The 20,003-nt window shown below is 61.0% G+C and carries 16 protein-coding genes and 3 tRNA genes; 9 read left to right on the forward strand and 10 right to left on the reverse strand.

What is annotated here, in order from left to right:
• The first annotated feature begins 8 nt into the window (after positions 1-8).
• From AC07OO_RS02135 to AC07OO_RS02160, 6 genes are all read left to right on the forward strand, one after another.
• Complete coding sequence (locus AC07OO_RS02135; protein WP_495080406.1) at positions 9-3,164, forward strand: efflux RND transporter permease subunit; 3,156 nt, start codon at positions 9-11, stop codon at positions 3,162-3,164.
• Positions 3,157-4,560 carry an efflux transporter outer membrane subunit gene (locus AC07OO_RS02140; protein WP_495080407.1) on the forward strand — a complete coding sequence of 468 codons (1,404 nt, stop codon included), beginning with the start codon at positions 3,157-3,159 and terminating at the stop codon, positions 4,558-4,560. Before AC07OO_RS02135 ends, AC07OO_RS02140 begins: the two co-directional genes overlap by 8 nt.
• A gap of 99 nt (positions 4,561-4,659) precedes the next feature.
• Positions 4,660-4,881, forward strand: a complete 222-nt coding sequence (locus AC07OO_RS02145) for a hypothetical protein (RefSeq protein WP_495080408.1) — start codon at positions 4,660-4,662, stop codon at positions 4,879-4,881.
• Positions 4,882-4,884: 3 nt separating this feature from the next.
• Positions 4,885-6,672: a GGDEF domain-containing protein gene (locus AC07OO_RS02150; RefSeq protein ID WP_495080409.1), complete on the forward strand. Its 1,788-nt coding sequence runs from the start codon at positions 4,885-4,887 to the stop codon at positions 6,670-6,672.
• A gap of 2 nt (positions 6,673-6,674) precedes the next feature.
• Entirely contained in the window at positions 6,675-7,505 is an 831-nt protein-coding gene (locus AC07OO_RS02155) for an SAM-dependent methyltransferase (RefSeq protein ID WP_495080410.1), read from the forward strand.
• Between the two features lie 206 nt (positions 7,506-7,711).
• Positions 7,712-9,142 (forward strand): reverse transcriptase family protein, encoded by a 1,431-nt coding sequence (locus AC07OO_RS02160; RefSeq protein WP_495080411.1) that lies wholly within the window; start codon positions 7,712-7,714, stop codon positions 9,140-9,142.
• Positions 9,143-9,195: 53 nt separating this feature from the next.
• Here the strand turns inward: AC07OO_RS02160 and AC07OO_RS02165 are convergent.
• The 9 genes from AC07OO_RS02165 to folC all read right to left on the reverse strand — a co-directional run bounded on the left by AC07OO_RS02165 (position 9,196) and on the right by folC (position 16,524).
• Positions 9,196-9,272: transfer RNA gene (locus AC07OO_RS02165), tRNA-Asp, on the reverse strand.
• A 95-nt stretch (positions 9,273-9,367) separates the two neighbouring features.
• Positions 9,368-9,443 (reverse strand) — tRNA-Glu (locus tag AC07OO_RS02170).
• Between the two features lie 33 nt (positions 9,444-9,476).
• Positions 9,477-9,552: transfer RNA gene (locus tag AC07OO_RS02175), tRNA-Ala, on the reverse strand.
• 86 nt (positions 9,553-9,638) lie between these two features.
• Entirely contained in the window at positions 9,639-11,045 is a 1,407-nt protein-coding gene (gltX, locus tag AC07OO_RS02180; protein ID WP_495080412.1) for a glutamate--tRNA ligase, read from the reverse strand.
• Positions 11,045-12,259: an O-succinylhomoserine sulfhydrylase gene (locus tag AC07OO_RS02185; RefSeq protein ID WP_495080413.1), complete on the reverse strand. Its 1,215-nt coding sequence runs from the start codon at positions 12,257-12,259 to the stop codon at positions 11,045-11,047. Before AC07OO_RS02185 ends, gltX begins: the two co-directional genes overlap by 1 nt.
• A gap of 18 nt (positions 12,260-12,277) precedes the next feature.
• Positions 12,278-13,777, reverse strand: coding sequence for an amidophosphoribosyltransferase (purF, locus tag AC07OO_RS02190; RefSeq protein WP_495080414.1), 1,500 nt, complete (start codon positions 13,775-13,777; stop codon positions 12,278-12,280).
• Positions 13,778-13,791: 14 nt separating this feature from the next.
• Positions 13,792-14,283 (reverse strand): CvpA family protein, encoded by a 492-nt coding sequence (locus AC07OO_RS02195; protein WP_495080415.1) that lies wholly within the window; start codon positions 14,281-14,283, stop codon positions 13,792-13,794.
• 38 nt (positions 14,284-14,321) lie between these two features.
• The gene (locus AC07OO_RS02200; protein WP_495080416.1) at positions 14,322-15,200 is read right to left on the reverse strand and encodes an SPOR domain-containing protein; all 879 of its coding nucleotides are present in this window, start codon (positions 15,198-15,200) and stop codon (positions 14,322-14,324) included.
• 13 nt (positions 15,201-15,213) lie between these two features.
• Complete coding sequence (gene folC / locus AC07OO_RS02205) at positions 15,214-16,524, reverse strand: bifunctional tetrahydrofolate synthase/dihydrofolate synthase (RefSeq protein WP_495080417.1); 1,311 nt, start codon at positions 16,522-16,524, stop codon at positions 15,214-15,216.
• A 52-nt stretch (positions 16,525-16,576) separates the two neighbouring features.
• Between folC and AC07OO_RS02210 the strand changes: the two genes are divergently transcribed.
• Positions 16,577-16,927: an ArsC family reductase gene (locus AC07OO_RS02210; RefSeq protein WP_495080418.1), complete on the forward strand. Its 351-nt coding sequence runs from the start codon at positions 16,577-16,579 to the stop codon at positions 16,925-16,927.
• An 18-nt stretch (positions 16,928-16,945) separates the two neighbouring features.
• Here AC07OO_RS02210 and AC07OO_RS02215 read toward each other — a convergent pair whose 3' ends face one another.
• Positions 16,946-17,782, reverse strand: a complete 837-nt coding sequence (locus AC07OO_RS02215; RefSeq protein WP_495080419.1) for an acid phosphatase — start codon at positions 17,780-17,782, stop codon at positions 16,946-16,948.
• Positions 17,783-17,968: 186 nt separating this feature from the next.
• Between AC07OO_RS02215 and ppnP the strand changes: the two genes are divergently transcribed.
• Positions 17,969-18,298 carry a pyrimidine/purine nucleoside phosphorylase gene (gene ppnP, locus AC07OO_RS02220; protein ID WP_495080420.1) on the forward strand — a complete coding sequence of 110 codons (330 nt, stop codon included), beginning with the start codon at positions 17,969-17,971 and terminating at the stop codon, positions 18,296-18,298.
• 93 nt (positions 18,299-18,391) lie between these two features.
• Positions 18,392-19,723, forward strand: coding sequence for an argininosuccinate synthase (gene argG / locus AC07OO_RS02225; protein WP_495080421.1), 1,332 nt, complete (start codon positions 18,392-18,394; stop codon positions 19,721-19,723).
• The last annotated feature ends 280 nt before the right edge of the window (positions 19,724-20,003 follow it).

Consider the following 20,003-nt stretch of genomic DNA (forward strand, 5'->3'; position numbering starts at 1 on the left):
CACGGCACATGGCTCAGTTTTTTATCAACCGCCCCATCTTTGCGTGGGTGATTGCACTGTTTATCTTGGTGATGGGTGGCGTGGCGGTCACGCAGTTGCCCATTGCGCAGTACCCCACGGTGGCACCACCGACCATCGTCATTTCGGCCGGCTACCCCGGTGCATCGGCCCAGATACTGGAGGACAGTGTGCTGTCCGTCATCGAGCGCGAAATGAACGGCTCGCCCGGCATGATCTACATGGAATCCGTGGCGCAAGCCAATGGCACGGGCTCCATCTCGGTCAGCTTTGAGCCCGGCACCAACCCCGACCTGGCGCAGGTGGACGTGCAGAACCGCCTGTCGCGCGCCACACCGCGCCTGCCGGCGGCTGTGACGCAGCAGGGCGTGCGCGTGGAAAAAGCGCGCTCCAACTTCCTGCTGTTCACGATGCTGTCCAGCGACAACCCGGACATCGACGTCGTGGCCTTGGGCGACTATGCGTCGCGCAACATCGTGCCCGAACTGCAACGCCTGCCCGGCATCGGCCAAGCCCAGCTGTTCGGCACGGAGCGCGCCATGCGCATCTGGGTGGATCCAGCCAAGCTCAGCGGCTTCAATCTGTCTGCCGCCGAGGTTAACGCCGCCATCCGCTCGCAAAATGCCCAGGTGTCACCCGGCGCCATTGGCGACCTGCCCAATATCGCGGGCCAAGGCATCTCCGCCACCGTGGTGGTGGACGGGCAGCTCAGCAATACCGAGCAGTTTGGCAATGTGGTGCTGCGCGCCAATGCAGACGGATCCACGGTGCGGCTGAAGGATGTGGCCCGCATTGAACTGGGTGCGCAGACGTTCGCGACATCGGCACGCCTGAATGGCAAGCCAGCAGCGGGTATCGGCGTGCAGCTATCCCCTTCCGGCAACGCATTGGCGGCAGCCAAGGCGGTGCGCGACCGCATGGGCGAACTGCAGCCTTATTTCCCCAAAGGCGTGAAGTGGAGCGTGCCGTACGACAGCTCGCGCTTCGTGAAGATTTCCATTGGGCAGGTAGCGGAGACGCTGGTCATTGCGGTCGTACTGGTGTTCCTGGTGATGTTCTTGTTCTTGCAGAACTTCCGCTACACCGTCATCCCCACCATCGTGGTGCCGGTGGCGCTTCTGGGCACCTTTGCGATGCTGCTGGCGCTGGGCTTCTCGATCAACGTGCTGACCATGTTCGGCATGGTGCTGGTGATCGGTATCGTCGTGGACGATGCCATCGTTGTGGTGGAGAACGTGGAACGCATCATGAGTGAGGAAGGCCTCACGCCACTGGAGGCCACGCGCAAGGCCATGGGCCAGATCTCGGGCGCCATCGTGGGTATCACCGTGGTGTTGATTGCGGTGTTTGTGCCGCTGGCCTTCTTCAGCGGCTCGGTGGGCAATATCTACCGCCAGTTCTCGGCGGTGATGGTGTGCTCGATTGGCTTCTCGGCCTTCATGGCGCTGTCGTTGACACCGGCGCTGTGCGCCACGCTGCTCAAGCAGGTAGAGGCGGGGCACCACCACGCCAAGACCGGTTTCTTTGGCTGGTTCAACCGCGGCTTTGCCAGCACCGCCAAGGGCTATGAAAGCTGGGTGGCGCGCATCCTGAAGCGCGCCGGCCGCTACCTGATCATCTACGGCGCCATCATTGCCGTCGTGGGTGTCATGTATGTGCGCCTGCCCAAGTCTTTCCTGCCCAATGAAGACCAGGGTTATTTGCTGGTCAATGTGCAACTGCCACCCGGCGCCACGCGCGAGCGTACGCAAAACGTCATGGAGCAGGTGGAGTCTTTCATCTTGAAGCAACCCGAAGTGCAAAGCATGGTTGGCGTGCTGGGCTTCAGCTTCTCGGGCCAAGGGCAGAACGCTGCCCTCGTGTTTGTGACGCTCAAAGACTGGGCCGAACGCAAGGGTGAAGAGCACACGGCAGGGGCACTGGCCGGGCGCGCCTTTGGCGCTTTGATGGGCATACGCGATGCGTTCATCTTCCCCCTGAGCCCCCCCCCCATTCCCGAGCTGGGCACGGCCTCGGGCTTCAGCTTCCGCCTGCAAGACCGCGCCGGCAAGGGACACGATGCCTTGTTGGCTGCGCGCAACCAGTTGATGGGCATGGCATCCAAGAGCAAGGTGCTGACCCAGGTGCGCCCGGATGGCCTGGAAGATGCGCCGCAACTGCAGATCGACATCGACCGCGACAAGGCCAGCGCTTTGTCGGTGAGCTTTGACTCCATCAACAGCACCATCTCCACGGCGCTGGGCTCGGCCTATATCAACGACTTCCCCAACCAGGGCCGCCTGCAGCGCGTGGTGGTGCAAGCCGATGCGACATCGCGCATGCAGCCGGAAGACATCCTGCAACTGACGACACCCAATGTCCAAGGCAAGCCGGTGCCGCTGTCCAGCTTTGCCAGCACCCGCTGGATCAAAGGCGCCATGCAGACCGTGCGTTACAACGGCTACCCGTCCATGCGCATTGGCGGCTCGGCTGCACCGGGGTATAGCACGGGTGACGCCATGGACGAGATGGAAAAGCTGGCCGCGCAGTTGCCAGAAGGCTTTGCCTTTGAATGGACCGGCTTGTCACGCGAAGAAAAGCTGGCTGGCTCGCAGGCCATGGTCTTGTATGGCTTCGCCATCCTGGCCGTGTTTTTGTGCCTGGCCGCACTGTATGAAAGCTGGTCCATCCCTCTGGCGGTGATTCTGGTCGTGCCAGTGGGTGTGCTGGGCGTGCTGCTGGCCACACTGTTGCGCGGCTATGCCAACGACGTGTACTTCCAGGTCGGGCTGATCACCATCATTGGCTTGTCGGCCAAGAACGCGATTCTGATCATCGAGTTCGCCAAAGACCTGCAGGCCCAGGGCCGAAGCGCTATTGACGCCGCACTGGCCGCCGCGCATATGCGCTTCCGCCCTATCCTGATGACATCCATGGCCTTTGTGCTGGGCGTGCTACCGCTGGCGATATCCAGCGGTGCAGGCTCGGCCAGCCAGCGCGCCATTGGTACCGGTGTGATCGGCGGCAGCCTGATCGGCACCATCCTCGCCGTTTTCTTTGTGCCCATCTTCTTTGTCGTGGTGCGCAGCATCTTCAAAGGCAGTGAACGCCAACGCAAGTTTGATGCAGAGCACGGCCATGTGACAGGAGTGCAAACCCATGAATAAACCCAACATGAAACCCCGCCGCAGCCTGCCGCGCCTGAGCCTACTGTCGGCCGCCCTGTTGTCTTTGGCCGGATGCAGCTTCATACCCACGTATGAACGGCCTGCTGCACCCGTCGCCGAGCAGTTTGCAAATGACGGGACCGTCGCATCGGTCCGTACCGCAGCTGACATCGCCTGGCAAGACTTTTTCAAGGATGCCCGCCTGAAGCGCCTGATCGAACTGGCCTTGCAGAACAACCGCGACCTGCGCGTGGCAGTGCTCAACATCGAGCAAACGCGCGCCCAGTTCCAACTGCGCCGTGCCGATGAACTGCCCACGGTGAATGCTGGGGTAGCCGGCAGCCGCGGGCCCGTGGCATCAGGCGCCATCACCAGCACCTATACGGCGGGCTTCAGCGTCACCGCCTACGAGCTGGATTTCTTCGGCCGCGTGCGCGCGCTGAGCCAAGCCGCGCAAGCGCAGCTGCTGGGCTCGGAAGAAGCCCGCAAGACCGTGCAGATCAGCCTGATTGCTTCAGTGGCCAACACCTATTTGAGTCTGCTGGCCGACGACGTGCTGCTGGCTGCCACGCGCGAGACGCTGGCCACACGCCAGGAATCTCTGCGTTTGACGCAGCTCAAGTTTGACAATGAAGCCGCGTCCAAGCTGGAGCTGAGCCAAGCCCAGTCGCTATTGGAAAGCGCCAAGGCCGCGCTGGCCCAGACCACGCGCCAACGCGCGCAGGACGAGAATGCCTTGGTACTGCTGGTGGGCCAGCCCCTGCCTACGGATCTGCCTGCAAGCCTGGCCATCACGGCCCAGGGCATGCTGCCCGACCTGCCAGCCGGCGTGCCGTCTGAGTTGCTGACACGCCGCCCCGACATCCGCCAGGCCGAACAAACGCTGCTGGCCAATAACGCCAATATTGGCGCAGCCCGCGCGGCCTTCTTCCCCCGCATCACACTGACCGGCAGTGCCGGCGTGGTCAGCAGCGACCTGGATACGCTTTTCAACAACGGCACCACCGCCTGGACCTTCGCGCCGCAACTGCTGGTGCCCATCTTCGACTATGGCCGCAGCCAGGCCAACCTAGATGCGGCCAAGGCAGCCCGTGACATCGCGGTGGCCCAATACGAAAAAGCCATACAGACCGGTTTCCGCGAAGTGGCCGATGCCCTGGCCGGCCGCTCCACGCTGGGCGAACAACTGCGCGCTCAAAATGCGCAATTGGCCGCCGAGCAGACCCGCATGGAGCTGACCGACCTGCGTTTCAAGCATGGCGCGTCCAGCGCCTTTGACGTGCTGGACGCCCAACGCTCGCTGTTTGCTGCGCAACAAGCGGCCGTGCAAGTGCAATTGCTGCAGGTGCAAAATTTGGTGACGCTGTACAAAGTGTTGGGTGGTGGGTGGAAATAGCCGGGTATTTGTCAATTACATGCCGTTACATGGGCTATAGAATCAGAAGCAGGTTGCTGATCCCCGGCAACCCTTTCCCATTCATTCAAGGCCTCTGCAATGTCCAAACTACTTGACTACCTGAACCACCTCGATTCCAACGCCACTGCAGTAGCAGCACACAATGCCGACCCTGCAGCCGCCATGACGCAGTTTGGTTTGAGCGCTGTCGAGCAGCAGACTCTGATGTCGGGGGACAAGGCAGCTATTGCCACTTTGGCTGGTATCGATGCAGCAGACTTGCCAAAAATCAACATAACCAATATCGACGAGACATACTAGTCCTTGCCGGGCGAACACATCGCGACGCTGATGGTACGCAGTCATATCGTCAGGGCATTTATCTGTTTTGTCGTTGGACTGCTGTACTTGGTTGGTGCAGCAGCTGAGGAACAAAGTGGGTTTGATGCCCTGTATTCCGAGCTTGCCAGAACATATGGCTCTTCACAGCGTGACAAAGATGCCCTATTGGAAAAAATCAAGGCGCTGCAATCAACGTTCACGCCCGAGCAGAACGAAAGATATCAGTTGGCTTATGCCCACTCTCTAGGTGACAGAGGGAAACACGTAGAACGCATTGCATTGGTGGAATCATTCGTTGGTCAGGTCAAGACGCCTGCTCGGCGTGCGCGTTTTCTCTACGAACTGATTGATGGATACACTGCTTTAGGCAGATACGAGCTTGCGTTGCAAGCAATGAATGAGTCCATCCTCTTGCTGCCGTCAATTGAGAAAATCTCTCAAAAGATTGCTGTTTTGCAAGGTGCGCTCAACTTGTTGAGTTCGTTGCGTGCGTACGACGAAGCACTTGAATTGGCAGAGCGCATCTATGCACTAAGGGGGGATACCGCCGGCTCACAAGCAGCCTGTGTGGGTTTGGCCAACAAGGTAGAAACAAACTACATGCGCGCAGCTAGCACGCTGGCTCGTCCGCTGGTGCCTGAAGCCATCTTGGCTTGCGATGCAAATAAGAATGAGCTCCTAACGCTCATCGTTAAAACCCTCGCCGCAATTGATTTGATCGATTCCGGCAGCTACTCCCGAGGAATTGCCACCAGCATGCCGCTGCTACGGGAATTTGCGGTACTGAACTATGAATCCGACTACGTTACACAACTGGAAGAGGCTGTAGCACGCGCCCACCTTAAGACAGGAAGCATCGAGCGCGCCGAACACTATGGCCTTCTAGCCTACCAAAGGGCCCAATCGGGCCGCGTTCTCATATTGCAGGAGAAGACCAGTGAAACGATGGCCGCCATTAAGCGTGCCCAAGGCCAGTTGGCCGCAGCCATTGGCTATTACGACATCAATCTGGCTTTTAAAAACAAGATTTTGGACGACCAATTGCACAAGAACTTGGCGTACCAGCGCGTCAAGTTTGACGCCCAAGACAAGGCCAATCAATTGGCCTTGCTGGAGCAAAAGAATACAAACTTAAATACAGAAAAAGCCCTGCAGCAAAACAAGTACCAGAATTTGATTTTGCTGCTTACGCTGGGCTTGGTGGTGCTGGCCATACTCGGTGCCTGGCTCTTCAATACATTGCGACTGAAGAACCTCTTTCGTGCATCCGCCCAGGTGGACGGACTCACTCAGGTCAGCAACAGGGCACACTTTACAACCAGTGCGCACCAGGCATTCAAGAACACGAGGCGCGGTGTCAGTCTGGTCTTGTTTGATATGGATTTGTTCAAAAAAATCAATGACACCTATGGCCACGCGGTGGGCGACTGGGTGCTGAAGACCGTTTGCACCACCGTCAAAGCCCAGCTGCAAAAAGTAGATTTATTGGGACGGTTGGGTGGCGAAGAATTTGCGCTGTGTCTGCCAGATTTCAGTGACGAAGAAGCGCGTGCCCTTGCGGAGCGCTGTCGGGTCGCCATTGCCGCGATTGACACCCGGCCCAGCGGTTCCGACTTTCAAATCACAGCCAGTTTTGGCATCGCCGCGCGCGGCGCTAATCAAACCGCCAGTTTTGAAGAAATACTGGTGCAGGCCGACAAAGCCTTGTACCTGTCCAAAAACGAAGGGCGCAACCGCGTCACCGTCTACCAGCATTCAGGGACGTATTAGCAATGACTCCATCTCCACAAAAAGGCAAATTGATCTGCGTGGGCACCGGCATGCGCATGGCGGGCCAGATAACGCCGCTGGCGCAAAGCTACATTGAAACAGCAGACGTTGTTGTGTCAGCTGTGCCCAATGTCTTTACGCGCAAGTGGATACAAGGCATTGCAAAGGACTTCATCTGCGTGCTGGACCATTACGACGATTGCGATGTGGAAGGTAAAAGCCGCCGCGACACTTATCGGCGCATGGCCGACACCATTCTGGAGCAGGTGCGTGCCGGCAAAACAGTGTGCGCGGCCTTTTACGGCCATCCTGGCATCTTCGCCTGCATCTCACACATAGCAATCTCAGACGCGCGCGCCGAGGGCTTTAGCGCTGAGATGCTGCCCGGTATTTCGGCCGAAGATTGCCTGGTCGCCGATCTGGGACTGGACCCGGGCCGCACCGGCATGCAGTCCATGGAGACCACCCAGTTCATGATCTATGAACGCAAGATTGATCCGACGGCCATGTTGGTACTGTGGCAGCCGGCCTTGGCAGGCGAACTCAGCCTCAAGCGCTTTGAAACCACCACGGCACGTGTACAAATACTGGTGGACAAGCTTGCGCGGGACTACCCGTTGGACCATACCGTAATCTTGTACGAAGCAGCCACCAGTCCACTAGAGACAACGCGGATAGAAAAAATACGGCTGCGCGATTTGCCTACAGCACACATGGTGACAGCAACCACACTGGTCATTCCTGCCGCCTATGCGCTGAAAAAGGACGAAGCCATCATTGCACAACTCCATGCACTACCGGAGGCCCCGATCCTCGAAGCCGAAGCGATCTGAACCGTAGAATGACCTCGGCGCCAGCGCGCCAAGTGTCGCAAGCCTTGGGTGATTCATTACCCTGACTTGCACTGTGGGGCACCCCCACGGTTGTTGTTTGCTGAGGCATCTCGGTGCGTGCGCCCCATGCGCATAGTGCGCAGACAGCGCACGCGGGACCTGCTGGTTGACGCGCTGGTTGCCACCTATTCTTTCTTGTAAGGGCCATGCGCGACATTCCCTATCGAACCTGGATTGCACGCAGCCTGGCACGGGCTTTTTTAGCGGATGCTGACAAGCCCGGTGGCACCCGCTTCGCCGCACTGCAAGCCCGTGCGGTCGCCACTCTGGGGGAAGACCCGGTTTGGCTTGCATCGGTGATCGCACCCCTGGCCAAATGGTCACCGCTGCGTTGGCAATTGACAGATATCGATGCGCTGACGCAGCACATTCTGGAGCCACCACAAACGCGGCTTGCGAATGCACCCGGCGATGGCTCGCAAAGCGATGAGGATGGCGAGCATCTGGAACACTCTGGGGGCGATGACCAGCCATCCGAGGCAGGGCTCTCCTTTGCCAGTGACGAAACGCCCCACATCCGCCGCCTGATCCTACGCCCGTCAAGGATGCGCCCTCGCCCACTGGGCCTGGACACCTGCACGCTACCCGATCTGCCCACCGTCAAGGACTTGGCCCTGTGGTTGGATATGCCGTTGGACCGGCTGCTGTGGCTGAGCCCCGAGGCCCCCTTGGGCGTGGACCACTATCGATACAAACTGCAACCCAAGCGCACCGGCGGCCTGCGCTTGCTGGAGATTCCCAAGGCAGACCTCAAGCGTGTGCAACGCGCCATCCACACCGGTTTGCTACAGCATGTTCCTGTTCATGAAGCAGCGCATGGTTTTGTCCACCAACGCTCGGTCGCCACACATGCAGCCGCGCACGCGGGGCAGGCCGTTGTCATCAAGTTTGATGTGCAGGATTTCTTTGGCAGCATCCGTGCCGCACAGGTGGCGGCGGTATGGCGCACTCTGGGCTATCCGGCTGGCGTGGCAGGGTGCTTAGCGAACCTTTGCACCCACCGTTCCGCACGGATGATCGTTGAACGCCTACGCGAAGATGGCGGTGGTTTGGACTGGCTGGGCGCCAAACGCTTACGTGCTGCACACCTACCCCAAGGAGCACCCACATCCCCAACCTTGGCGAATCTCTGCGCCTTCGGGCTGGACCTGCGGCTGGATGGGCTGGCATGGGCCTTTGGTGCCACCTACACACGCTATGCAGATGATTTGGTGTTCTCCGGGCCCGAAGCACTGCGATCACAGTTCCGTGCACTGCAGGCTTGGGTGACCGCGATCGCCAACGCGGAGGGCTTTGCACTGCATCCGGGCAAGACCCAATGCTTGGCACAACACCGACAGCAGCGGATCACCGGCGTGGTGGTCAATGCGCATGCCAACACGCCACGGCGTGACTACGACAAACTCAAAGCCTGCCTGCACCAGTGTGTGCTCAAAGGGCCTGCCTCACAAAACCAAGAACAGTTGAGCGACTTTCGTGGGCACTTACTGGGTCGCATTGCATGGGTAAAGCAGTTCAATGCCGCCCGCGCTGAGAAGTTGATGACTCTGTTCAGGCAAATCCCATGGGAGACATAAAGGCGCAGACAAGAAAAAAGCCACCAATCTTGCGACTGGTGGCTTTTCCAATTTGGCGGAGCGGACGGGACTCGAACCCGCGACCCCCGGCGTGACAGGCCGGTATTCTAACCAACTGAACTACCGCTCCCGGTAGTGGTAACCATTCGCTCTTTCGAGCCAAGTCGCCTGCCCTTTCGGACTGGCTGTTACCAACTTGCGCTTCGATCATCTTGCGATGAATCTTGGCGACCCCACGGGGATTCGAACCCCGGTACTCACCGTGAAAGGGTGATGTCCTAGGCCTCTAGACGATGGGGTCAGTATCCTTGGACTAATCCGTTCTCAAAAGTTTTGGTGGAGGTAAGCGGGATCGAACCGCTGACCTCTTGCATGCCATGCAAGCGCTCTCCCAGCTGAGCTATACCCCCTAATCGCTACAGATTTCTCTGTAGTTTCCTGAGAAAGCTTTTTAAAGCATTCTCAACTTCCGAGCCTCAAATTATATACAAGTTTTTCAGGCCTTGGCAAGTCTGGTGATAACTTTTTCTCTTCCGCACATTTCCAGCACCGAATCCAGGGACGGTGTCTGGGCCGTGCCCATGACCAAGACGCGCACTGGCATGGCCAATTGCGGCATCTTCAAACCGTGGGCTGCGAGCACTTCCTTGATGACAGCCGCGATGGCAGCCTTGTCCCACGCGCATGCGGCCAGCTTCTCAGCCAGCAATGCCACGGCAGGTCGCACGGCGTCTGTCACGTGCTGGGTCAGCTCGGCAGCATCCGGCGTAATGTCGCTGTAGAACTTGGCTGCCCAGGTGGTCAGCGCTACTGTGGTGTCGCAACGGTCCTTGAGCAAGGCACACACCTGGGGCAAATGGGTTTCGACCGTGGTGGCGTCCAATGCGATGTCTTGCCGTGCCAAGCGTGCAGCAACCAGCGTAGCCAAGCGCGCGTTATCCGCCTGCTTGATGTACTGCGCATTGACCCACAGCAGCTTGGCCGGGTCCCACTGCGCGGGGCTCTTGCTGAGGTGCGTGCCGTCAAACCAGGCCACCAGTTGCTCGCTGCTGAACAATTCTTCATCGCCATGGCTCCAGCCCAGGCGGGCCAAATAGTTCAACATGGCTTCGGGCAGATAACCGCCCTCCTCGTACGCCGTCACGCTGACGGCGCCACGGCGCTTGGACAGCTTTTGCCCGTCGTCACCCAGGATCACCGGGCAATGACCAAACTGTGGCAGCGGCGCGCCCAGTGCATTGAAGATATTGATCTGCCACGGCGTGTTGTTGATGTGCTCGTCGCCACGGAAGACGTGGCTGATTTCCATGTCCCAGTCGTCCACGACCACGGCAAAGTTGTAGGTGGGCACGCCGTCCGTGCGGGCGATGATGAGGTCGTCGATCTCGCGGTTGCTGATGGTGATGGGGCCTTTGACCAGATCGTTCCAGGTCACGTCGCCATCGGGCGGATTGCAGAAGCGCACCACCGGCGGCACGCCAGCGGGAATGGGAGGCAGCGTCTTGCCTGGCGCGGGGCGCCAGCGGCCATCGTACAGAGGCTTTTCGCCACGTGCCTTCTTGGCTTCGCGCACGGCGTCCAGCTCTTCCGGTGTGCTGTAGCAATAGTAGGCCTTGCCTTCGGCAATCAATTGCGCAATGACGGCCTTGTAGCGGTCCAGGCGCTGCATCTGGTAGATAGGGCCCTCGTCGTACTCCAGGCCCAGCCAGCGCATGGACGCCAGAATCTGGTCCACCGAATCCTGTGTGGAGCGGGCCACATCGGTGTCTTCAATACGCAGCACAAATTCACCACCGAAGTGGCGGGCATAGGCCCAGGAATACAAGGCCGTGCGGGCCGTGCCCAGGTGCAGAAAACCGGTGGGCGACGGGGCGATGCGGGTGCGGATTTTTCGTGATGTCATTACAGGGTGTCCAGGCCACGCGCGAGGTCGGCCTTGATGTCTTCAATATGTTCTAGGCCCACGGCCACGCGGATCAGGCCCTGGCCGATGCCGGCCAATTGGCGTTGTGCTTCGGCCAGCTTGCCGTGCGAGGTGCTAGCGGGGTGGGTGCACAGGGTCTTGGTGTCGCCCAGATTGGTGCACAGCGACAGCACCTGCATGGAGTCCAGCACATGGAAAGCACGCACGCGCGCCTGCTCGGGCGAGGATGCCCGCACGTCAAACGACAACACCGCGCCGCCCAGGCCGGCCATCTGCCGCATGCCCAGTTCATGCTGGGGATGGCTGGCGAGGCCAGGGTAGTACACCTTGGCGACGCCAGGATGAGAGGCCAGCCACTCTGCCAACTGCAGGGTCTGCGCGCTCTGCGCCTTCATGCGCAGCTCCAGTGTTTCCAGGCCTTTGAGTACGACCCAGGCATTGAATGGCGACAGCACCATGCCGGAGTTCTTTTGCACCGGCAGAAACTTCTCGCGCACCATGGCTTCACTGGCACACAGGGCGCCGGCCATCACGCGACCCTGGCCGTCCAGGTACTTGGTGCCGGAGTGCATGACGATGTCGGCACCCAGGCGCAGCGGCTGCTGCAGCACAGGCGTGGCAAAGCAGTTGTCCACGGCCAATAGCGCGCCAGCATTGTGGGCAATGTCGGCCAGCGCGGCGATATCGCACAGCTCGATCAGCGGGTTGGTCGGTGTCTCGGCAAACAGTAGGCGCGTGTTGGGGCGCACGGCGGCCTTCCACGCGGCCAGATCGGCCTGGGGCACCATGGTGGACTCCACGCCAAAGCGTGCGAACTCGCTGCCGATGAGCTTGATGGTGGAGCCAAACATGGACTGCGAGAACACCACGTGGTCGCCCGACTTCAGCAGGCTGAAGCACATCAGCATGATGGCGGCCATGCCGGTGGATGTGGCCATGCAGGCCTCGGCGCCCTCCATGGCGGCCAGGCGGCGCTCGAAGCTGGTGACGGTGGGGTTGCCACTGCGGCCATAGGTGTAGCCGTCTTCCTCACCCGCAAAGCGCGCGGCCGATGCGGCGGCCGTGGGTTGGACATAGCCGCTGGTGAGAAACAGGGCCTCGGAGTTTTCGCCATAGGCACTGCGAGCCGCCGCTTCGCGAACCGCGAGCGTGGCCGGGTGCAGCCCTGGGGGCAATTGGGTTCTGTCAGTCATGGTGCAGTGCCCTACCAATCAGTCAGCGTGGTTGGGCAGGGCCAGGCGGGACGTGTCCTCTTGCCCTTCGTCACCACCCACGCGCTTTTCGTTCAGACGGCTGATGTCGTCGGACGTGATGTCACCAGTGACATACACGCCATCAAAGCAGGACGCATCAAAGCCCTTGATCTTGGTGTTGAGTGCGCCAATGGCCTTCTTCATGCCATCCACGTCCTGGTAGATCAGCGCGTCGCAGCCAATCAATTGGCGAATCTCTTCCACGCTGCGACCGTGGGCTACCAGCTCGCTGCTGGTGGGCATGTCGATGCCGTAGACATTGGGAAAGCGCACGGGTGGCGCGGCGCTGGCCAGGTAGACCTTGCGGGCGCCGGCGTCGCGGGCCATCTGCACGATCTCCTTGGACGTGGTACCGCGCACGATGGAGTCATCCACCAGCAGTACATTGCGGCCCTTGAATTCGCTGGCAATGGCATTGAGCTTCTGGCGCACCGATTTTTTGCGAACGCCCTGGCCCGGCATGATGAAAGTGCGGCCGACATACCGGTTCTTCACAAAACCTTCGCGGTACGGCAGACCCAGCAACTGGGCCAGCTGCGCGGCGCTGGGGCGGCTGGATTCGGGGATGGGGATGACCACATCGATCTCATTCGGCGGCACGGTGGAGATCACGCGTTTGGCCAACGACTCGCCCAGGTTCATGCGCGCCTGGTAAACCGAGATGTTGTCCATCACCGAGTCGGGGCGGGCCAAATACACAAACTCAAAAATGCAGGGGTTGAGCTGCGGGCTGTCCGCGCACTGCTGCGCATGCACCGTGCCGTCCAGCGCGATGAAGACAGCTTCGCCCGGGTCCACATTGCGCTCGAACTGGAAGCCCGTGCCCTCCAAGGTGACCGATTCGCTGGCCACCATGGTGCCGTCGGCGCCCTTGCCAATGCATAGTGGGCGAATGCCAAACGGGTCGCGGAAGGCCAGCACGCCATGGCCGGCAATCAGTGCGATGACGGCATACGAGCCCTTGACGCGCTTGTGCACATTGCGCACGGCGGCGAAGATGTCCAGCGGTTGCAGTGGCAGGCCGCGCGTGGTCTTTTCGATCTCGTGCGCCAGCACGTTCAGCAAGACCTCGGAGTCGCTCTCGGTGTTGATGTGGCGGTGGTCGGTGAGGAACAGCTCGCTCTTCAGCGCATGGGCGTTCGTCAAATTGCCGTTGTGCACCAGCACAATGCCGAAGGGCGCATTCACGTAGAAGGGTTGCGCCTCTTCTTCGCTATAGGCATTGCCCGCCGTGGGGTAGCGCACCTGGCCCAGGCCGCAGTTGCCGGGCAGCGAACGCATATTGCGCGTGCGGAACACATCGCGCACCATGCCCTTGGCCTTGTGCATGAAGAACTTGCGCTCTTGCTGCGTGACGATGCCCGCCGCATCTTGGCCGCGGTGCTGCAGCAGCAACAGGGCGTCGTAGATCAGTTGATTGACCGGGGCATGGCTGACTACGCCAACGATTCCGCACATAGTGTGTTTCTCACTTAAGAAGAAGGTAAATACTTTTCAAACGCTTCGGGCAGCACCGGCCGCAAACCCTGCAAGGCCACCGTGGCAATCTGCGCGCCGGTAGACTCCGTCCACCACAGGCTGTGGTGCATCGATGTCATGCCGACGATGACCGTAGCCGCCAGCAACACCACCACACCCCGCACAATGCCAAACACGGCGCCCATGACCCGGTCCACCGGGCGCAGGCCCACGGCCGCCACCAGCTTGCGCACCAGAAAGGCCAGCATGCCCCCGGCAAACAGCGCCGCAATGAACACCAGCACAAACCCGGCCGCCAGGCGCACCACCTCGGTCCCGCCCTTGATCGGCAACCAGTGCGCCGCATCAGGCCCAAACCATTGGGCCAATACAAAGGCGGCAATCCAGTTGGCCACCGACAAAATCTCATACACCAATCCGCGCCATGCACCCACCAGCATGGAGATCACCAGCACCGCCAAAAAAATCCAATCCAACGTGGGCATGCTGCTGACCGACACCGCTTGTGTTCGCTCGCTTTGGCTTACAGCTCAAGCACGGAGGCAGACAGGTCCAGCTTGCGAATCTTGTCAGCAACCTTGTCGGCCTCAGCCTTGGACCCAAACGGCCCCACGCGCACGCGGATGCGCTTGCCCTCTTGGGGGTTCACGACTTGGGTATAGGTCTTCATGCCAGCTTTTTCCAGTTTGACGCGGGCCTCGTGGGCCTTCACGCCATCGGAGAAGGCGCCGATCTGCACGACATAGCGGCTGGATGCGGCGGCCGAGGCGGCAGGCTTTTGCACGTCTTTGCCTTCCAACAAGGCCTGGGCCTTGGCGCCGTCATCTGAACGCGCCGGGGGTTTGTCGGCTGGCTTCTCGGCCGGTTTGGCTTCGGGCTTGGGTTCTGGTTTGGCGGCCGGTTTCTCTACCGGCTTTTCAACGGGCTTTTCAGCTGGTTTGGTCACCGGCTTGGCAGGCACCGAAGCCGCCGGGGCCGACACCGTGCCTGTGGCAGTACGGGATGCCGCAGGCGCCACAACGGCCGGCGCAACCGCCGCAGGGCGTGGTGCGGGTGGTGGGGGCGCTACAGGTGCCGGCGTAGAGGCTGCAGTGACATGCTCTTTACCCGCGTCAGGCTCGACGATGACATCGCTGCTACTGGGCTTGGCCTGTGGCGCAGCGCCCAGCGGCTTGACGGTGTTCTTGTCTGGAATTTCGATGGGGATGTCGACCGAGATGGGCCGCGGCTGGCTATCAAACAGCAGCGGGAAGCCGATGACCCCTACCAGCACCAGCACCGACGCGCCGATCAGGCGGTGGCGTGCGCGCGTGCGCATGGCCTCTACGCTTTCGGTGGCAGCTGCGGGAGCGGGGGTGGCGGCATGCTCGTCACCACCCTTGCGGAATTTGAAAAAAGCCATGGATGCGGGATTCTCAGGAATTCAGGTGTTTGGCCTGCAGCCGGGGCACGCCGTTTGCGAGCACGCCGCCCACGGTGTGGAACGATCCAAAGACCACGATTCTATCAGCGGGGTCCGCCGCGGCGATGGCCGCCTGCAATGCCCCCATAGGGTCTGCAAAGGCGGTGGCCTGGGCGTCTTTGCGGGTATTTTGGGCCTGCCACTGCGCCATCAGATCAACGCCCTTGGCCGCGCGCGGCAGCGGCAGATCGGTGAAATACCAGCGGTCCATCAGCGGATTGAGCTTGGCCAGCATGCTGGCGAGGTCTTTGTCGGCCATGGCGCCGAACACGGCATGGGTGGTGGGGTAGTAGCCCATGGCATCCAGATTGGCTACCAGCGCGGCCACCGAGTGGGGGTTGTGTGCCACATCCAGCACCAGCACCGGCTGGCCGGGCACGATCTGGAAGCGGCCCGGCAGCTCTACAAAGGCCAGGCCATTGCGCACGGCCTGGGCCGTGATGGGCAGGCGCTCGCGCAGCGCGGTCAGCGCGGCCAGCACGCCGGAGGCATTGAGCAACTGGTTGGCACCGCGCAGTGCCGGGTAGGCCAGGCCTGCGTATCGGCGCCCCCTTCCGGCCCAGCCCCATTGCTGCTTGTCGCCGGAGAAATTGAAGTCCACCCCCAGGCGCCACAGGTCGGCGCCGATTTCGCGCGCATGGTCCACTATGCTTTGCGGTGGCACCGGGTCGCTGACGATGACCGGGCGGCCCGTGCGCATGATGCCGGCCTTTTCGCGGCCAATGCTTTCGCGGTCCGGCCCCAAGATTTCCATATGGTCCAGGTCGATGCTGGTGATGACGGCGCAGTCGGCGTCGATGATGTTGGTCGAATCCAGCCGCCCACCCAGGCCCACTTCCAAAATGACCGCATCGAGATTGCTGCGCATCATGACCTCGAAGATGGCCAGCATCGAAAACTCGAAGTAGCTGAGGGAGATGGTTTCGCCATTCTGGGCTCTAGCCCTCTCCACTGCTGCGAATCCCGCTACCAAGTTTGTAGCATCCACAGATTCACCCAGCAAGCGCAGGCGCTCTTCAAAATGCACCAGGTGGGGCGACGTAAAGACGCCAGTGCGGTAGCCGGCCTGGCCCAAGATGGCTTCCAGCATGGCGCAGGTGGAGCCTTTGCCGTTGGTGCCGGCCACGGTGATCACCGGGCAGTCGAAGCGGATATTCATGCGCTGGGCCACGGCGCGCACGCGGCCCAGGCCCATGTCGATGGCGGTGGGGTGCAGGCGCTCGCAGTGGGCCAGCCAGTCTTGGAGGGTGTTGGGGGTTTCCATATCGCTGCCGATTGTCGCCCACTGCCTAGATCGGGTGGCAAAATCCAACCCCATGATCACCCTCTACGGCATCCCCAACTGCGACACCGTCAAAAAAGCCCGCACCTGGCTGACGGACCATGGCGTGGACTACACGTTCCACGATTTCAAGAAACAGGGCGTACCTGAAGCCCAGCTCGACAACTGGCTCGCCACCATAGGCTGGGAAACCGTGGTCAACCGCAAGGGCACGGCCTGGCGTGGTCTGGAAGAAGCCACCAAGGCATCCGTGGTGGACGCCGCCAGCGCACGCGCGGTGGTGCTGGGCGCGCCCAGCGTTGTCAAACGGCCCGTGGTGGCGTGGGCGGACGGCAAAGTCACCGTGGGCTTCAAGCCCGAGGCCTTCGCGGCACGTCTGGGCTGAAGAAGGCGGCAGAGCTGGCTACTTCGCCAGCGCCTGGGTCTCCAGCGCGCACTCTTCCGCCGGCGCAGCACCGGTGGCCGCCTTGCGTGCGGCTTCCACCTCGCCCCGCGCCAAAGCCAATTGCTCGGTAAAGACCGCGTTGCCATGCAGCTGCGCCACCACGGCAGAGGCCACCAAGCGGCCCGCGTCCACATCGCTTTGCCAATGCACACCACACAACGCACGGCTCTGGCCAAAGGCGGTGGCGCGCTGCATGATGGCGTTGCCGCGCTCTGGGGCCACCTCCGTCAGCACCAGGCCCCAGGCCCAGCCCAGTGCGGAGTGGCCCGATGGGTAGGACGGGTCTTTGCGCAGCGCCTCTTCGTCTTTGGGGGTGCAGATGGCCTCGTTATTTGCCATGAAGGGTCGCTGGCGCTTGTAAAAGTCTTTGGCCTTGTAGGTGGCCAGGCCGGCGTCGGCCAGCGTGCGCCGCATCAGCATGGCCAGGTGGGGCGTGGCCTCGGCACTGATGGTGACGCCCAGCGCGCACTGGAAAGCGCGCGGCGCCTGCGGAAAGCTCAGCACCGAATCCTTCTCGGCCAATTGCCAACGCGGACTGTCCTTGAGCGTGCGGGAGAGCTGGAACACCGCATCGTCGGCCGCCTGTGCAGGCGAACCGGCCGCAGGTGGCGGGGGTAGCAGGGCCAGGCTGTCGACCCAGGTGCCCAGGGGCAAGTACCCCTCCACAAAGCCGGGGCGGGGTTGTTTGAGCTGGCTGGGGTCGGTGGGTGGCGCAGCCTGCACAGCGTGCGCGGCCAGTAGTGCGGCGCAGACGGTGGTGGCGGCTTTGGCCAGGGTGGTGGCGGATAGGGTCATGGGGCTCCTCTTTCTTGTGGGGGTAGGCTTGCTGCGGTGGGCCGCATACAGGTGTGTATTGGCATTCTGCGGGCGAAGGCCGGGCTTATTTGTCACGGCGACGACAGCACCGGCCCATCGCCTAAAATCGTGGGCTGACCCCACACTCCCTTCCCCCCCCCTTCTTATCTCTGGACCGCTGCAACCATGACGATCACCACCCAGATTCCCGGCATCACCGTCTCCACCAAGGCCAATGTGTACTTCGACGGCAAGTGCGTGAGCCACAGCATCACCTACCCCGACGGCAGCAAGAAATCGGTGGGCGTGATCCTGCCCGCTACCCTCACCTTCAACACCGGCGCGCCCGAGGTCATGGAATGCGTGGCCGGTAGCTGCGACTACAAACTGGACGGCAGCGACGTGTGGGTGAAGTCGGCCGAGGGCGAAAAATTCAGCGTGCCCGGCAACGCCAAATTCCAGATCCGCGTGACCGAGGGCTTTGACGCCTACCACTACATCTGCCACTTTGGCTGATTGGTGGTTGATAGATCGCCACCCCGCCCCATTTTCAAACGCTACTCTTTTAATAGCTGCTCACCCTTATCCTACGAGGGCTAGAGGCCAAATATGTCAAACACCATCCTGCAAAACATCCCCGTCGGCCAAAAGGTCGGCATCGCATTCTCCGGCGGCCTGGACACCAGCGCCGCACTGTTGTGGATGAAGCAAAAGGGCGCCCTGCCCTACGCCTACACCGCCAACCTGGGCCAGCCCGACGAGGCCGACTACGACGAGATCCCCAAGAAGGCCATGGAATACGGCGCCATCAAAGCCCGCCTGGTGGACTGCCGCCCGCAGCTGGCCGCTGAAGGCATTGCCGCGCTGCAAAGCGGCGCCTTCCATATCACCACCGCTGGCCAGACCTACTTCAACACCACGCCGCTGGGCCGCGCCGTGACCGGCACCATGCTGGTCAGCGCCATGAAGCAGGACGACGTCAACATCTGGGGCGACGGCAGCACCTTCAAGGGCAACGACATCGAGCGCTTCTACCGCTACGGCCTGCTGACCAACCCCGCGCTGAAGATCTACAAGCCCTGGCTGGACCAGGCCTTCATCGACGAACTGGGCGGCCGCAGCGAGATGAGCGCCTTCATCACCGCCAACGGCTTTGGCTACAAGATGAGCGCCGAAAAAGCCTACAGCACCGACAGCAACATGCTGGGCGCCACCCACGAAGCCAAGGACCTGGAGTTCTTGAACAGCGGCATGAAGATCGTGAACCCCATCATGGGCGTGCCCTTCTGGAAAGACGACTGCGTGGTCAAGGCTGAAGAAGTGAGCGTCACCTTTGAAGAAGGCCGCCCCGTGGCGCTGAACGGCGTGCAATACCCCGACCTGGTCAGCCTGATCCTGAAAGCCAACGAAATCGGCGGCCGCCACGGCCTGGGCATGAGCGACCAGATCGAGAACCGCATCATCGAAGCCAAGAGCCGCGGCATCTACGAAGCCCCCGGCCTGGCCCTGCTGTTCATCGCGTATGAGCGCCTGGTCACCGGCATCCACAACGAAGACACCATCGAGCAATACCGCGACAACGGCCGCAAGCTGGGGCGTCTGCTGTACCAGGGCCGCTGGTTCGACAGCCAAGCCATCATGTTGCGTGAAACCGCGCAGCGCTGGATCGCCAGTGCCATTACCGGTACCGTGACGGTGGAACTGCGTCGTGGCAATGACTACTCGTTGTTGAACACCGAGTCGCCTAACCTGACCTATGCGCCTGAGCGCTTGAGCATGGAGAAGGTGGAAGACGCGCCGTTCTCGCCGTTGGATCGGATTGGGCAGCTGACTATGCGCAATCTGGACATTACGGATACACGGGCCAAACTGCAGGTATATTCCAACGCGGGGTTGTTGGAGTTGGGTAAGGGGGATGATTTCCTGAAGCTCGGAAAGTAAGTTGATTCAACACTCCTGCAGTTAAAAGGCCCGCTTTTGCGGGCTTTTTGCTTCACGCGCTTATGAGTAGCGGTTGCCCAAAGGAGTCCAGATTCACGCAGATGTGGCGCATAGCGGTTGGTCAACCATACGAGGACGGCTCAAATGTGGTGTATCAACATCATCGCGTTGATTTTGGCATATGAGGTCTTTAGAATGAACAGCGAAGTTTGGATAAAAATCTTGGTAGCTCGGCTTGCCGCAGGTTGTGCGCGCTTTCAAGAACTACATACCGACTGCA

Source organism: Rhodoferax sp. GW821-FHT07G04 (assembly GCF_059418585.1).

Coding starts and splice junctions, on each gene's coding strand:
- AC07OO_RS02185 (WP_495080413.1), bottom strand. CDS start 12,259: ATGACTGACAGAACCCAATTGCCCCCAGGGCTGCACCCGGCCACGCTC.
- argG (WP_495080421.1), top strand. CDS start 18,392: ATGTCAAACACCATCCTGCAAAACATCCCCGTCGGCCAAAAGGTCGGC.
- folC (WP_495080417.1), bottom strand. CDS start 16,524: ATGGAAACCCCCAACACCCTCCAAGACTGGCTGGCCCACTGCGAGCGC.
- purF (WP_495080414.1), bottom strand. CDS start 13,777: ATGTGCGGAATCGTTGGCGTAGTCAGCCATGCCCCGGTCAATCAACTG.
- AC07OO_RS02145 (WP_495080408.1), top strand. CDS start 4,660: ATGTCCAAACTACTTGACTACCTGAACCACCTCGATTCCAACGCCACT.
- AC07OO_RS02195 (WP_495080415.1), bottom strand. CDS start 14,283: ATGCCCACGTTGGATTGGATTTTTTTGGCGGTGCTGGTGATCTCCATG.
- AC07OO_RS02140 (WP_495080407.1), top strand. CDS start 3,157: ATGAATAAACCCAACATGAAACCCCGCCGCAGCCTGCCGCGCCTGAGC.
- AC07OO_RS02160 (WP_495080411.1), top strand. CDS start 7,712: ATGCGCGACATTCCCTATCGAACCTGGATTGCACGCAGCCTGGCACGG.
- AC07OO_RS02200 (WP_495080416.1), bottom strand. CDS start 15,200: ATGGCTTTTTTCAAATTCCGCAAGGGTGGTGACGAGCATGCCGCCACC.
- AC07OO_RS02155 (WP_495080410.1), top strand. CDS start 6,675: ATGACTCCATCTCCACAAAAAGGCAAATTGATCTGCGTGGGCACCGGC.
- AC07OO_RS02135 (WP_495080406.1), top strand. CDS start 9: ATGGCTCAGTTTTTTATCAACCGCCCCATCTTTGCGTGGGTGATTGCA.
- gltX (WP_495080412.1), bottom strand. CDS start 11,045: ATGACATCACGAAAAATCCGCACCCGCATCGCCCCGTCGCCCACCGGT.
- ppnP (WP_495080420.1), top strand. CDS start 17,969: ATGACGATCACCACCCAGATTCCCGGCATCACCGTCTCCACCAAGGCC.
- AC07OO_RS02210 (WP_495080418.1), top strand. CDS start 16,577: ATGATCACCCTCTACGGCATCCCCAACTGCGACACCGTCAAAAAAGCC.
- AC07OO_RS02215 (WP_495080419.1), bottom strand. CDS start 17,782: ATGACCCTATCCGCCACCACCCTGGCCAAAGCCGCCACCACCGTCTGC.